At 70.8% G+C, this 13,801-nt stretch carries 10 protein-coding genes and 1 tRNA gene; 7 read left to right on the top strand and 4 right to left on the bottom strand.

Annotated features, from left to right (window positions below):
- Positions 1-219 precede the first annotated feature (219 nt).
- A complete protein-coding gene (locus tag ICW40_RS02030; RefSeq protein WP_308121567.1) occupies positions 220-1,365 on the top strand; it encodes a YlbL family protein in 1,146 nt (381 codons plus the stop codon).
- 47 nt (positions 1,366-1,412) lie between these two features.
- Here ICW40_RS02030 and ICW40_RS02025 read toward each other — a convergent pair whose 3' ends face one another.
- Positions 1,413-2,024 carry a PPA1309 family protein gene (locus tag ICW40_RS02025; RefSeq protein ID WP_260458650.1) on the bottom strand — a complete coding sequence of 204 codons (612 nt, stop codon included), beginning with the start codon at positions 2,022-2,024 and terminating at the stop codon, positions 1,413-1,415.
- A 155-nt stretch (positions 2,025-2,179) separates the two neighbouring features.
- On the opposite strand from ICW40_RS02025, the gene ICW40_RS02020 reads away from it, so the two are divergent.
- From ICW40_RS02020 to ICW40_RS02005, 4 genes are all read left to right on the top strand, one after another.
- The gene (locus tag ICW40_RS02020; protein ID WP_221652160.1) at positions 2,180-5,191 is read left to right on the top strand and encodes a UPF0182 family membrane protein; all 3,012 of its coding nucleotides are present in this window, start codon (positions 2,180-2,182) and stop codon (positions 5,189-5,191) included.
- 201 nt (positions 5,192-5,392) lie between these two features.
- Positions 5,393-5,466 (top strand) — tRNA-Met (locus tag ICW40_RS02015).
- Between the two features lie 413 nt (positions 5,467-5,879).
- Positions 5,880-6,587 carry an adenylate/guanylate cyclase domain-containing protein gene (locus ICW40_RS02010; protein WP_221652159.1) on the top strand — a complete coding sequence of 236 codons (708 nt, stop codon included), beginning with the start codon at positions 5,880-5,882 and terminating at the stop codon, positions 6,585-6,587.
- Between the two features lie 107 nt (positions 6,588-6,694).
- Complete coding sequence (locus ICW40_RS02005; protein WP_221652158.1) at positions 6,695-7,084, top strand: Pycsar system effector family protein; 390 nt, start codon at positions 6,695-6,697, stop codon at positions 7,082-7,084.
- Here the strand turns inward: ICW40_RS02005 and ICW40_RS02000 are convergent.
- From ICW40_RS02000 to ICW40_RS01990, 3 genes are read right to left on the bottom strand one after another with little or no spacing between them, the layout of a single operon-like run.
- Entirely contained in the window at positions 7,081-8,445 is a 1,365-nt protein-coding gene (locus ICW40_RS02000; protein ID WP_221652157.1) for a hypothetical protein, read from the bottom strand. The two genes, ICW40_RS02005 and ICW40_RS02000, sit on opposite strands and share 4 nt — an antisense overlap.
- Positions 8,442-8,864 (bottom strand): hypothetical protein, encoded by a 423-nt coding sequence (locus ICW40_RS01995; RefSeq protein WP_221652156.1) that lies wholly within the window; start codon positions 8,862-8,864, stop codon positions 8,442-8,444. Before ICW40_RS01995 ends, ICW40_RS02000 begins: the two co-directional genes overlap by 4 nt.
- Before the next feature lie 45 nt (positions 8,865-8,909).
- Complete coding sequence (locus ICW40_RS01990; RefSeq protein WP_221652155.1) at positions 8,910-9,422, bottom strand: hypothetical protein; 513 nt, start codon at positions 9,420-9,422, stop codon at positions 8,910-8,912.
- A gap of 282 nt (positions 9,423-9,704) precedes the next feature.
- Here ICW40_RS01990 and mobF point away from each other — a divergent pair, with 282 nt between their 5' ends.
- Both mobF and ICW40_RS01980 read left to right on the top strand, forming a co-directional pair.
- Positions 9,705-13,286 (top strand): MobF family relaxase, encoded by a 3,582-nt coding sequence (gene mobF, locus ICW40_RS01985; protein ID WP_260458651.1) that lies wholly within the window; start codon positions 9,705-9,707, stop codon positions 13,284-13,286.
- Positions 13,283-13,675, top strand: a complete 393-nt coding sequence (locus ICW40_RS01980; protein ID WP_221652153.1) for a hypothetical protein — start codon at positions 13,283-13,285, stop codon at positions 13,673-13,675. The genes mobF and ICW40_RS01980 overlap by 4 nt, the downstream gene beginning before the upstream one ends.
- Positions 13,676-13,801: the final 126 nt, after the last annotated feature.

Here is a 13,801-nt window from a genome sequence, read left to right as displayed (position 1 = left end):
GCGGACGGCAGGTGGACGGACGCGACGTCGCCCTCGGCGCGGCGGGCGCCGCCGTCGCCCTGCTGGGCACCGCCGCGGTGTGGCGTCAGGCGCGGTCGCGGCGCTACGGCTGACCCGTGGCGGACGGCCGGGGATCCCGCGCGGCGGGTCGGGAGGTGCCGCACGGACGTCCGGCGGACGTGGTGCCGCCCGCGCGCCCGCGTCGGGGATGATGTTCGCGTGACTCTCCCGACCGAGCCGGGCGCGCAGCGCGGGCCCGACGCGACGTCCACGCCGGTCGCCCTGCTCCCCGACGGGCTGCGCGAGCCGGAGGCCGCGCCCATCACGCCCCGCGCGATCACCGCGTCGGTCGCGACCGTGCTCACGACGTTGCTCCTCGCGGTCGCCGCCGCCCTCCCGCTGCCGTACGCGGTGAGCATGCCTGGACCCACGCGCGACACCCTCGGCGCGCAGGACGGGACGCCGCTGATCTCGATCGACGGCGAGCGCACGTACGAGTCGACGGGTCGCCTGCTGCTGACCACGGTCAAGGTCGCCGGCGGTCCCGGCGGCTTCGTCGGCCTCTTCGACGTCGTGCGGGCGTGGTGGAGCGGCGTCGAGGCGGTGTCGCCCGTGGAGCTCGTCTTCCCGCCCGAGGAGACGCGCGAGCAGGCCGAGGAGCGCAACGCCGCCGCCATGGTGTCGTCCCAGGAGAACGCGACCGTCGCGGCGCTCGAGGAGCTCGGCCACGAGGTCCCGACGCGGCTCGTCGTCGCGGGCGTGATGCCGGGCTCCGGCGCGGAGGAGTCGATCGAGACCGACGACGTCGTCGTCGCCGTCGAGGGCACGGACGTCGACGCGTTCTCCGAGCTGAGCCGCGTGCTCGACGAGGTGGAGCCCGGCAGCGACGTGACGATCGGCGTCGAGCGCGCGGGGGAGCGGGTCGACGTCGAGGTCACCACGGGCGAGAACGAGCAGGGCAAGGCGCTGCTCGGCGTCTTCATCGACCCGGAGTTCGACCTGCCCGTCGAGGTGACGATCGAGATCGAGAACATCGGCGGCCCCAGCGCGGGGACGATGTTCGCGCTCGGGATCATCGACCGGCTGACGCCCGAGGACGAGACGAACGGCGTGACGATCGCCGGCACCGGGACCATGGACCTCGCCGGTGCGGTCGGGCCCATCGGCGGCATCCGGCAGAAGCTCGCGGGTGCCGTCGACGACGGCGCGACCTGGTTCCTCGCGCCCGAGTCCAACTGCGACGAGGTCGTCGGCCACGTGCCCGACGGCCTGCGGGTCGTGAGCGTCGCGACGCTCGCCGAGGCGCGCGAGGCGATGACGGCGATCGGCGCCGGCGAGGGCGACAGCCTGCCGACCTGCTCCTGACCCGAGCTGCCCCTGAACCGACCCTGGCGCCTGAGCCGCCTCGGGGCTCAGAGCAGCGTGGCACCCACCGCGTGCACGAGGCCCGGGACGAGGTCGGGCCCGCCGCCGACGGCGTCGTCCGTGTCGTTCGCGCGCGTGCGGACCGCACACCAGGCATCCCCACCGCGCAGCACGCCGACGGCGATGCGCACGTCCTGCCGGTCCGGGTGGGACATGAGGTAGGTGATCGCCTCGTCGGGGTCCTCGGGCATCGCGTCCTCGGCTGCGGGCGGCAGCACCACCCGCTCGACGACGACGGCCGCGCCGTCGACCGTCTCGGGCCAGGACAGCCGCGCCAGGAGGTCCTCGAGGGACTCGGCCGGCGGCAGGTCCTCCTGCTCGACCGAGGTCAGGTGGTGCGGGTCGCGCCGGGCGCGCGCGACGACCTCGGCCGGGAGCTGACCCTCGAGGCCGGGCTCGGTCTCGAGCGCCCGGCCCGTGGCGACGAGCGCGAACACCCGGACGGGGCCGTCCCACCCGGCGCCGGCGACGTGCCGCTCGATCTCGTGCACGGCCTCCGCCAAGGAGGCGGTGCCCGCGGGCAGCGGCGGCCGGGCGGCAGCGCCCTCGGGTGCGTCGGTGGTGCCGGGGGCGGGCGTGGGGTCCGTCGGCTGGCTCATCCGGTCATCGTCGCAGGCATGTGGGAACCTGTGCAGCGGCACGGACGTTCACCCGGTGAGCCGGCACCCGCACCCGGAGGGGCGCGGCCCGGCGGCGCGCGGACGCACGCGTCCGGGCCGAGCACCGCTGCACCGACGGAACAGGTACTGACGACGTGACCTTCGCACCGACCCCACGCCCGGCCGCCGCACGCCCCGGCGGGCGTCGCAGGGGAGCCCTGGGACCCACGATCGTGGTCCTCGTCCTCGCCGGCATCCTGCTGATGATCACCGCCCAGGTGTGGACCGAGGTGCTGTGGTTCGACCAGCTCGGCTTCGTCGAGGTGCTCCGCACCGAGTGGACCACGCGGGCCGTGCTGTTCGCGATCGGCTTCCTGCTCATGGCCGGGGCGGTCTACGCCTCGCTGCAGATCGGCTACCGCACCCGTCCGGTGTACGCGCCGACGACGCCCGAGCAGGCGTCGCTCGACCAGTACCGCGAGATGATCGAGCCCCTGCGCCGCCTCGTGATGATCGTCGCACCCGTCGTGCTCGGCTTCTTCGCGGGCGCCGCGACGTCCGCGCAGTGGGCCGACGTGCTGCTCTTCCTCAACGGCGGCGAGTTCGGCGAGACGGACCCGCAGTACGGCCTCGACCTGTCGTTCTTCATGTTCGACCTGCCGGTGCTGCGGTTCGTCGTGTCCTTCCTCATGGCGGTCGTGGTCATCGCGGGCATCGCCGGCCTGGCGACGCAGTACCTCTACGGCGGGCTGCGCCTCGGTGGCACGGGTGACCGCACGACGCCCGCGGCCCGCGTCCAGCTCGGCGTCACGGCGGCGCTGATCATGCTGCTCATCGGCGCCAACTACTGGCTCGACCAGTACTCCCTGCTGACGAAGGCGGGGGACCTCATCCAGGGCGCGTCGTACTCCGACGTCAACGCCGTCCTCCCCTCGAAGCGCATCCTCACGGCGGTCGCGGTCCTGGTGGCGATCATGTTCGTGATCGCCGCCGTGCGCGGCACGTGGCGCCTGCCCGCGATCGGCGTCGGCCTCATGGTGGTCTCGGCGATCGCGATCGGCGGGATCTACCCCGCCGTCGTGCAGCGCTTCCAGGTCGCGCCGAACGAGCAGGAGGCGGAGAGCGAGTACATCCAGCGCAACATCGACGCCACGAAGTCGGCCTTCGGGCTCGAGGACGTCGAGGTCGTGCCGTACGACGCCGCGACCGAGGCCGAGGCGGGCGCGCTGCGCGAGGACGCCGAGACGACGGCGAGCATCCGCCTCCTCGACCCGGCGATCGTGAGCCCCTCGTTCCGCCAGCTCCAGCAGAACAAGCAGTACTACAACTTCCCCGACACGCTCTCGGTGGACCGCTACCAGATCGAGGGCGAGAGCCGCGACACCGTCATCGCGGTGCGCGAGCTCAACCTCAACGGCCTCGGCCAGGACCAGCGCACGTGGGTCAACGACCACACCGTCTTCACGCACGGCTTCGGCGTCGTCGCCGCGTACGGCAACACGACGGCGGCCGACGGGCGGCCCGCGTTCTACCAGGGCGGCATCCCCTCGGAGGGGTCGCTGGGCGACTACGAGCCGCGCATCTACTTCGGGCAGAACTCGCCCGAGTACTCGATCGTGGGCGCGCCCGAGGGCACCGACCCGTGGGAGCTCGACTACCCGGACGACGAGGCCGGCGGCCAGGTCAACACGACCTTCCCGACGGACGAGCTCGAGGCGGGGCCGAGCATCGGCAACCTGTGGAACCAGCTGCTGTTCTCGCTCAAGTTCGGCTCGGAGCAGATCATGTTCTCCGACCGCGTGACCGAGGACTCGCAGATCCTCTTCGACCGCGACCCGCACGACCGCGTGCAGAAGGTCGCGCCGTACCTGACGCTCGACAGCCGCGCGTACCCCGCCGTCGTGGACGGCAAGGTCCTGTGGATCCTCGACGGCTATACGACGGGGGACATGTACCCGTACGCGGCGTCGCGCCCGCTCGACGACGTCACGGCGGACGCCCTCACGGCGACGTCCGACACCATCGCGGCGCTCGCCCCGCAGGAGGTCAGCTACATCCGCAACTCGGTCAAGGCGACCGTCGACGCGTACACGGGTGAGGTCACCCTCTACGCGTGGGACCAGGAGGACCCGATCCTCCAGGCCTGGCAGGGCATCTTCCCGACGTCGATCGAGCCGATGAGCGAGATCAGCGGCGAGCTGATGAGCCACATCCGGTACCCCGAGGACCTCTTCAAGGTCCAGCGGAACCTGCTCACGCAGTACCACGTGGACAGCGCGGCGGAGTTCTACTCGGGCCAGGACTTCTGGCGCAACCCGCAGGACCCGGTGACGGAGTCGCTCCTGCAGCCGCCGTACTACCTGACGCTGCAGATGCCCGGCCAGGACGAGCCGACGTTCTCCCTGACGTCGACGTTCGTGCCCGGCGGCAACACCGACCGTGAGGTGCTCACCGGCTTCCTGGCGGTCGACGCCGAGCCGGGTGACGCCGACGGCGAGCCGCGCGAGGGCTACGGCAAGCTGCGGCTGCTCGAGCTGCCACGCAACTCGACCGTGCCCGGGCCGGGCCAGGTGCAGAACAACTTCGACGCCAGTCCCGAGGTGTCGCAGAACCTCAACCTGCTCCGTCAGGGCAACTCGACCGTGGTCAGCGGCAACCTGCTGACCCTCCCGGTCGGTGGCGGCTTGCTGTACGTGCAGCCCGTCTACGTGCAGTCGTCGCAGGGGACGCAGTTCCCGCTGCTGCAGCGCGTGCTGGTCTCCTTCGGCGACCAGATCGGCTTCGCCGAGACGCTCCAGGAGGCGCTGGACCAGGTGTTCGGCGGCGACGCCGGCGTCGACGACGTCCAGCCGGGCGAGGACGCCGAGGAGGTGCCGGACGCACCGGTGGACGGCGAGACGCCCGAGGTCGTGGACCCCGACGAGACCACCGAACCCACGGCCGAGCCGACGACGGAGCCCACGACGCAGCCGACGACCGACCCGCAGGCGCCGGCCGGCGACGCGCGGGGTCGCCTCGACGCGGCGCTGCAGGACGCGCAGTCCGCGATCCAGGACGGCCAGGCGGCGCTCGCGGAGCAGGACTGGGTCGCGTACGGCGAGGCGCAGGAGCGGCTGCAGGCGGCACTCGAGGAGGCCATCGCGGCCGAGCAGGAGCTAGAGGGCTGACATCCGGCGCCCCGGCGCCAGTCGCAGCAGCAGGAAGGGTTCCGCACGCATGGCGTGCGGAACCCTTCCTGCTACCGCCTTGCGCCGAGCGCTCGCCTCGTGCCGGGGTCCCCGGCGCGACACGGGTGCCCGAGGTCACAGCCCGCCTGCGCTGCGCGATTTGCCCCGGCGTCCGGGCGGCACGTATGGTTACGGAGCCGACGCGGGGTGGAGCAGCTCGGTAGCTCGCTGGGCTCATAACCCAGAGGTCGCAGGTTCAAATCCTGCCCCCGCTACTTGTGAAGTAGCAGTCCAGAGGCCCTTCCGATCATCAGATCGGGAGGGCCTCTGGCGTTGATGTACGCATCCTGTACGCAGCGGCCGCGCGCGGACGCGTGCGGACGGGTGCGGCCCCCCACGAGGTTCAGTCCCCGGCCAGGCCCTCGCCCGGCCTTTCGCACACACAGGAGACGGTGCGGCTTCCTCGTCGGCGGGACGGGTTGCACCGCGCTCATCGGCGCGCTCCGCAGGTCTCGGACACGCGTGCCAAGCGCCTCCGGCTACCCCGAGCCTCCGGCGAATCCTCGACTGCCGGGACTCCCGCCATCAACTCCGTCGCTGACCGGGCTCGTCTCGCCTCTTGCCGGTGGTGTCGGCGGGCGGGTCTACCGTGCGGGGGCAGCGACCCCCTAGGTGAGGAGCCATCCGCATGTACCCGTCCATTGAGGACAGCGTCGCCAACATCATGGGCACGAGCTGGAACATCACGAAGGGGACGGTGGTGCCAAAGACGGAGGACGTCGTCCTCAAGAACGGGGGCAAGCTCGTCGAGGCGGTCTACCTGTACGCGGACCTCGCAGGCTCCAGCAAGCTGGCGCAGAGCCTCAAGAAGGAGGCGACTGCGAAGATCATTAAGGCGTACATCAGTACGGCGTCGCGGATCATCCTGTACAAGGACGGCGAGATCCGGAGCTTCGACGGTGACCGCGTGATGGGCATCTTCATGGGCGCCGACAAGGAGCAGCGCGCGGTCCGGGCCGCCATGGGGATCCACTGGGCCGTGTGCGAGGTCATCCGTCCGGCGATCAAGACTGCCTTCACAGACGGCGAGGACTTCTGCAACGTCCAGCACGCCATCGGGATTGACGCCGGGGAGGCGCTCATCGTCCGTGGCGGTGTCCGTGACAACAACGACCTCATCTCGATCGGCTCGGCACCCAACGTCGCTGCCAAGTTGAGCGACATCCGGACCAGCCACTCACTCTTCATCACGAAGGCCGTCTACGACGAACTCGGCGACGAGTACCTGACGTACGAAGCCGGACGCCGCAATGTTTGGACGCGGACCCTTAGCCCGACGACGATCGGCGGGAAGTCGGTCTCCGTGTACAGCTCGTCCGTCTACTGGGCCGTCTGATGCGGCGTCGCCACGATTCGCAAGCCCTCGAGACGGCGTGGCACATACACGACGCTCAAGCCGACTGGACGGGCCGCGTAGACGCCAAGGCAGCGTTCGCGTTCTCAGTGCAGTCGCTGCTGCTCGGCTTCTCACTGGCGGTGCTGGAGGACATCCACGCCGTTTACGAGTGGATCATCTACTTGGGCGGGGCCGCGGTGCTGGTTGTGAGCGCCGTCCTGGCCGCGTCCGTCGTGGCGCCGAATCTGAGGAGCCGTGGGCTCAAACGGGAAGCGCGTCACCACTACATCTACTTCGGCCATGCGCGGCACTGGACCCCGGACCGGCTGACGCGCGAGCTGCGCCAGGGGGACCTGCTGCCTCAGGTGGCGCGGCAGATCACGGTGATGGCCCACATCGCATGGTCGAAGCATGTGCGCGTTGCGTGGTCGATCTGGCTGGGTGTGGCCGGCGGATTGCTCTTGCTTGCGGCGGCGGTCCTAGGCCGCGCCAGCTAGACCATGGAGATTTGGGCTGCAGCCGTCGGAGTAGCCAGAGGACGGCTGGTGGGCGCTGCCGTCGAGACACCGATCGGATGGGCGGCGACTTCCGCGTACAGCCGCGCCGTGGCTCCGGTGACGGTGCCGGGCGCGTGGACGATGCGGCGTTCCAGGCGAGCGATGGCGAGGTCGGGTCGTCCACTCACCAGGTCCCGCGGCAAGAGCCGAGCCGGCATGTACAGGAGGCCTGCTCGGGACAGCCGATCGAACGTCGTTCCCTCGTGGACGGCGATATCGGCCATGACCTGGACGGCGCCGTTGATAACAGCGGCGATGTGGCGCTCTGCTGGCGCGAAGGGCGTGTAGGTCTGGGGGTGCTCGATGGGGGCGAGTCGACGCAGGAGGCCACCGGCGGCTGCGGCGTCGTCGCGGATGCTCGTCTTGGGCGGCTCGAGGATCACGAACTCCGACAGGGCGTGGTGGAGGCGCTGCCAGGCGCGTGCGTGCCCGACCAGTGCGCCGGCTCCTCGATCGGCGCCGGCAGTATCGGACTCCGCGAGGTCCGTGCCGTGAAACGCGGCCGCGTGGGCGTGGACCGCGACACCGAGTTCGGCAATCGTCCGGAGTGAGGCCAGCGCGTCTGAGTGGTCCCCGCTGAGTTCCCAGGTGGCCTGGCGTAGTCGGACCATGCGGTCGGTGAGCTCGGCTGCAGGGTCGTCCGTGCGAGGCCGCGACGGAACCTGTCCGAGAGTGTCGAGACGCGCCTTCGGTCGTTGTGGCGTGTCGGTCGTGAGGCCTCGGGCGACGTCGGTGAGGTGCTCAAGCCCGGGCAGGTGACGGGCAACGACGCCGCCAGGTACGCCGGCCTGGATGGCGCGAAGCGCCAGGGGGCTCTCGTGGGCGAGGATCGCCTGGGCGAGATGGCCGAGGTCGGCGAGACCGGCATCCAGGGTTGCCGTCGTCGTGCGCGCCGCGTCTGCAGTTCGCGGTTGCCCCTCCCGCGTGTAGTGCGTCGAGACGAGGTCGGCGGCCGCGCGAAGAGAGAGTGCGGCGCGCGCCCACGGTGTGCCTGCCCCGCCGATCTGGGACGGGTGCGGTCTTGCCTCGCCGGTGATGGTGCTGATGCCGTTGAGAAGCTCGACGGCGGCTCGTTCGATGGGCGGCAGGCCATCGCGGTGGCGCGCCAGTCCGACGCGTCCCAGCTGCGCCGGCCACAGCAAACGTCGGGTGTGAGAGGCGAGGGCGTCGAGAAGCCCGTGGTAGTCCCCGATGGCGTCGAGCGCCTCCTGCGGTGTCCAGAACCGGTCCGTACGTAGGGCCCTCGCGCCCTCGCGCACGTGTGCCGTCGTCTGCGCAAGGAGGTCTGCGTACGTGGTCATGACCAGCGCCCGGTGACCTTTGCGCGGCCCGTGATGAGCCGGGCCATCACGCGGGAGAGCGCAGCCTGCGCAGCGAGGTCCGTCTCGGCTTCGGCCAGAGCAGCTGCACGGTCCAAGGCTGCTGCGGCGAGCCGATCGAGGACCGCCCGGGCTTCGTTGGCATCCTCGGGGCGGACTGTGCCGAGCCGCATCGGGGTGACGGCGGTTCGGACATCAGGGCGAGCCCACTCGAGCTCGTCCTGGGCTTCCCGGAAGTCCATGGCGGCGTAGGAGATCGACACCCCGACGCCGAGTGGCACCGTCATGGCCAGGTTCAGTGCGCCCATCGCCGCGGTGTGCGTGAGCGCCCAGATGCCCGACCATCCGGTGTCGGCGTCGTGCAGCAGGACCTCGGCGGGGCCGGTCCAGGTCGTCGTCATCGGGCCCTCCTCGTCGCGAGCGGCGTCATCGTGCCGGCTTCGCTCTCAGGTGTGCGCGGCGGGGGCCGAAGATGACCGACCAACGGTCGGGCTGTCCGGCCACGGGACGAGGGCACCGGGAGTGGAGAAGCGCACCGTGCCGTTGACGTGCTCGAGCGCGGTCGCGGTGTGTGAGCCGCCGGCGTGGGCAAAAGCCGCTAGGACCAGGTGGAGGTTCTGTCGGTCGAGGCCGGTGACGATGTCGACGACGTCGAGTGGTCGCTCGTCGAGCAGTGACGCCACCACGAACAGCAGGCGGCGTTCACCGCCGGACAGGACAGCGGCGTGCTCGCGCACGGAGTCGGGGTCCAGCCAGGTGATGTCGCCGTCGAGGCGGACCCATGGCAACGCCGGGTCCGCGAACCTGCCGCCGAAGGCGCGCAGAACTATCTCGACCGCCGCCTCGACGGGGAGCAGGCCCGCCGCCCACTGTCGAAGGCGCGTGCTTGTCCTCGTGTCGACCTTGTTCATGATCGCCTCCTTCCGACTGGCGTTGCCACCAACTTCTACGGCGGCCACCGAGGAGAGGTCCGACCGACTCTCCCGGCTGTGGACGGAGCCGCTGCAGAGAGAGGTGTGCACCGACGGCGGCGAAGGCGACGGGTCGAGAGGGTAGAAGCCATTGACACGTCTGGCATTCGAGGCTTGGCCGGGGCCGGTGCGGCGCATCTTGTAGCCCCGGTCTGCACACCAGGTGGAGTGACAAGCACAACGACGACGCCACCGACGGGCCGCAGGCCGCGATCACAAGCCGCGCCGAGGGCCGCCCGCGGCAGTGGTGGACGGTGACCGGCCGTGGTCATGACGATGCACCGACTGACGGCCGGTGCCGGATACCAGTACTTGATCAAGCACACCGCGTCGGGCGACTGCCAGCGGTCAGCGAAGGACGACCTGACCGCGTACTACACCGCCTCGGGGAACCCACCCGGCCGCTGGTACGGGCGCGGGCTGGTCGCCGTGGGCGATCGGCGGCTCACCGCCGGAGCCGTGAGCACAGAGCCGCAGATGGCAAACCTCTACGGCGAGGGCAAGGACCCCCTCAGTGGTGTTCCGCTCGGTCGCGCCTACCGGACCTACACGCCGGCAGCGGAGCGCATCGCCGCGCAGGTCGCTGCGCTCCCGCCGGAGCTGACCGGTGAGGCCCGCGACGCGGCGATCGCCACGATCACCCGAGTCGAGCTGGCCAAGCACACGCCGTCGGCGGTGGCCGGGTTCGACCTCACGTTCAGCCCGCCCAAGTCGATCTCTGCGCTCTGGGCCGTCTCCGACCCGACGACCCATACCGCGATCCTCGGCGCGCACAGAGCCGCCGTCGAGCACGCCCTCACCTTCCTCGAGGACACCGCAGCCTTCACCCGCACGGGCACGAACGGATGTCAGCAGCACCGCGTCAGCGGGCTGATCGCTGCCGGGTTCGACCACTGGGACTCGCGCGCCGGGGACCCGAACCTCCACACGCACCTCGTGGTCGCCAACAAGGTCAAGGGCCCGCGAGGAGCGTGGCTGTCCGTGGACTCCCGGGCGCTGCACCACGCGGTCGTGATGATCTCGGAAGTCTACGACGACCTGCTGGCCGACGAGATCGCCCAGCGCCTACCCGTGCATTTCGGGTGGCGTCATCGCGGACCACGTCGCACCCCCGGGTTCGAGCTGGACGGCGTCGATGACGCGCTGATGACGGAGTTCTCGACGCGGACCACGCAGATCGACGGGGCGATGACGGGAGTGCTGGGCGAGTTCTACGCAGCCCACGGCCGAGGCCCGAACCGCATCGAGGTCTCCCGGCTCCGCCAGCAGGTCACCCGCGCCACGCGCCCGGACAAGCACGTCACCCCGCTCGCCGACCTGATGACGGTGTGGCGGGCACGGGCGACCCGCCGCACCGGCAAGACGCCGACCGAGCTCACGGCTGCCGTCCTGCGCCTGTCCCACACAGTCGCGCAGCGCGACGAGCGGATCGCGTCGCCCGTCATCGACCGCCTGGCCGAGCACACGATCGGACAGGTGATGACGCGAAGGTCGACCTGGACCCGATGGAACGTCATGGCGGAAGCGGCTCGGTCCACCAGGGTGATCCGCATGGCCACGCCGGTCGACCGCATCGCCCTCCTCGAGCGCGTCACGGACACCGCCCTCGCCTCGTGCGTGAACCTGCAGGCACCGGACCCGCTGACCGTCCCCGTCACGTACACGCGGCCCGACGGCGCCTCGCAGTTCAGCCGTACGGGCGAGGACCGGTACACCCACCACCAGGTCCTGGACGCCGAAGCCCGGCTCCTCGACGCCGCGACCCTCGACGCAGGTGCACCCACCGCACCGGCCTGGGTCGCGAAGGCCGTGACTTCCCGACCGGTACACCGCACCGCCGGGCGCGCGGTGACGCTGGCTCCGGACCAGGCCGATGCCGTCGAGCACGTCGCCGCGTCACCGGCGCTCCTCGACGTCCTGGTCGGGCCGGCGGGCACGGGCAAGACGACGACATTGGCGGCGTTGAAGAGCGTGTGGGAGCAGACGTACGGCCGTGGCGCCGTCGTCGGCCTCGCTCCGTCGGCGACGGCGGCCGCAGAGCTTGGCCACGCCCTCGGAATCGAGTGCGAGAACACCGCCAAGTGGCTGCACGAGTCCACCGGCCCCGGCGCCAAACACCGTGGGGACCTCCTGGCGCACCTACACGCCGAACGCGCGGCCGCCCTCGGCATCGACCAGCACACCCGGCTGCGCACGATCGACACCGCGATCAACACCTTGGCCGCCCAGGGCGAGCGCTACCGGATGCGCCGAGATCAGTTGCTCATTGTCGACGAGGCGTCCCTCGCCGGGACGTTCACTCTCGACGCTCTGACCGCCCAGGCGTCCGCCGCCGGCGCCAAGGTGCTACTAGTTGGCGACCACAAGCAGCTCTCCGCCGTCGACGCCGGCGGCGCGTTCCACTTGCTTGCCGAACGCTCGCTACCCGCCACCCTGACGTCGCTGTGGCGGTTCAGCCAGTCCTGGGAAGCTGCCGCCACCCGGCGCCTCCGGACGGGCGACCGGGCCGTGATCGAGTCCTACGCCGAACACGACCGGATCAGCGCTGGTCCCGCAGAGGTCATGTGCGAGGACGCCTACACCGCCTGGCAGACCGATACGGAGAACGGCGTCCCTGCGATCCTCATCGCTGCCGACTCGCACACCGTCGACGTCCTCAACGCCCGCGCCCACAACGACCGCGTCACCGACGGTCTCGTCGCTTCCGATGGCCTCACCAAGGCTAACGGCACCCAGATCGCCGTCGGGGACCGCGTCCTTACCCGTGCCAACAACCGGCGCCTGCGCGCTCCGCACGGCTACGTTCGCAACGGCGATCTGTGGGAGGTCACCGCCATCACCGACGGCGCACTCACCGTCACCCCCGTCGCCCGCCCCGGCTCCGCGATGACGGCTACCGGGGGAGAGGTCACGCTCCCGGCCGGATACGTCGCCGAGCACGTCGAACTTGGATACGCCACCACCACGCACCGCGCCCAAGGCATCACCGTGGACCGGGCACACGTGCTCGCGTCACCCGGCATGGTCCGCGAGAACCTCTACGTCGCCATGACCCGCGGCCGCCACGACAACCACCTCTACCTCGCCCTGGACGACATCGACCCGGCCTGCGACCACCTGCCAGAAAGTCAAAGCGGACCCGACGGTCACGACGCCTTCGCAGCGATCCTGGCCACCTCCGGGGCGGAGCTGTCTGCCACCGAGATCATCGCCGCCTCTCAGGACGACGTCGCCTCCCTCAGGCGACTCGAACCCATCCGCCAAACCCTGATCGCCGACGCCGCCGGCCACCGCTGGGACGCCACGTTCCCCGACGTCGGCCTCACGGCCGACCAGTGCGAGCAGATCACCACCTCACCCGCCCGCGGACCGCTCATCACAGCACTGGAGCGCGGCCGCACCCTAGGGCACCCCATGCGGCAGGTCCTGGCCAGCCTCGTCGCCGACCGACCCATCGACGGCGCATCCCCCGCGCACGATGTCGCCGCCGTCCTGCATCACCGGGTCGATCGTTGGCTGCGCACCCAGGTCGACGACCCCGCGACGATCCGCGTGACCCCCGACGTGGCAGATGCGCCCGACGACATCTCGAACCTCTTGCGACAGGTCGACCAGCTCATCGCTGAGCGAACGGAAGCGCTCACCGACCGGGCCATCGATGCTCGCCCGGACTGGCTCGTCGGGCTCGGTCCGGTGCCGGCGGACCCGGCCGGTCTGCTTGCTTGGCGTGCCCGTCTGGCAACGCACGTCACTCGCGACGAGTTCACGACGGTGGCGACCGGAGTTCGCGCACCGGTGCCGCCGAGCAAGGACGTCCCTGGTGTCGATACCGAACGGAGCGTTGCCCGATGATCAGATCGCGACCTCGAACCGGCGCGGATGGCTTCTTCCCCGACGCGGCGCTGTACCAGCCCAGCGGCCCTCCAGTGCCGCTCCTGTGGGCCGCGCACACTCCGGAAGAGCAGCAGCACTACCTCGACGAGCTTCAGACCTGGGTCACCTGGCTGGCCGACCGCTACCGGCTCGACGGCCGCTACGTCCCGGAGTGCTGGACCAAGCACTGGGAGCTCATCGAGGAGCTCTCCGCCCTGCACCTCGCGTGGGAGGCTGCGTACGCGACAACCTCGCACGCGGACGCCCCGCTGACGTGGCACGAGCGCCTCGGGCATGCACGGGTGAGGCTCGCCGAGTGGGTGGCGCGAAGCGGGTGTCGCGCTGCAGAGCACCGGGCAACGGCATGAGGTCGTTATGAGGACTCTCACGTTCCCATACGGCGACCGAAACGGTGACTGTCACGGTCATGCCCAACAACGAGTGATTCAAGACGTCTGCGCTCGGGACTGCTGCAAGGTCGGTTGACACTGGGT

This window comes from Actinotalea ferrariae (assembly GCF_019733465.1).
GTDB lineage: Bacteria > Actinomycetota > Actinomycetes > Actinomycetales > Cellulomonadaceae > Actinotalea > Actinotalea ferrariae_A.
Note: the sequence above shows the minus strand (reverse complement) of the source record. Positions and strands in the feature narration are given on the sequence as shown.

What these genes read in the sequence shown, in the direction of transcription:
- ICW40_RS01995 (WP_221652156.1), bottom strand. Translation starts at nt 8,864, where the DNA reads ATGACGACGACCTGGACCGGCCCCGCCGAGGTCCTGCTGCACGACGCC.
- ICW40_RS02000 (WP_221652157.1), bottom strand. Translation starts at nt 8,445, where the DNA reads ATGACCACGTACGCAGACCTCCTTGCGCAGACGACGGCACACGTGCGC.
- ICW40_RS02010 (WP_221652159.1), top strand. Translation starts at nt 5,880, where the DNA reads ATGTACCCGTCCATTGAGGACAGCGTCGCCAACATCATGGGCACGAGC.
- mobF (WP_260458651.1), top strand. Translation starts at nt 9,705, where the DNA reads ATGACGATGCACCGACTGACGGCCGGTGCCGGATACCAGTACTTGATC.
- ICW40_RS02025 (WP_260458650.1), bottom strand. Translation starts at nt 2,024, where the DNA reads ATGAGCCAGCCGACGGACCCCACGCCCGCCCCCGGCACCACCGACGCA.
- ICW40_RS01980 (WP_221652153.1), top strand. Translation starts at nt 13,283, where the DNA reads ATGATCAGATCGCGACCTCGAACCGGCGCGGATGGCTTCTTCCCCGAC.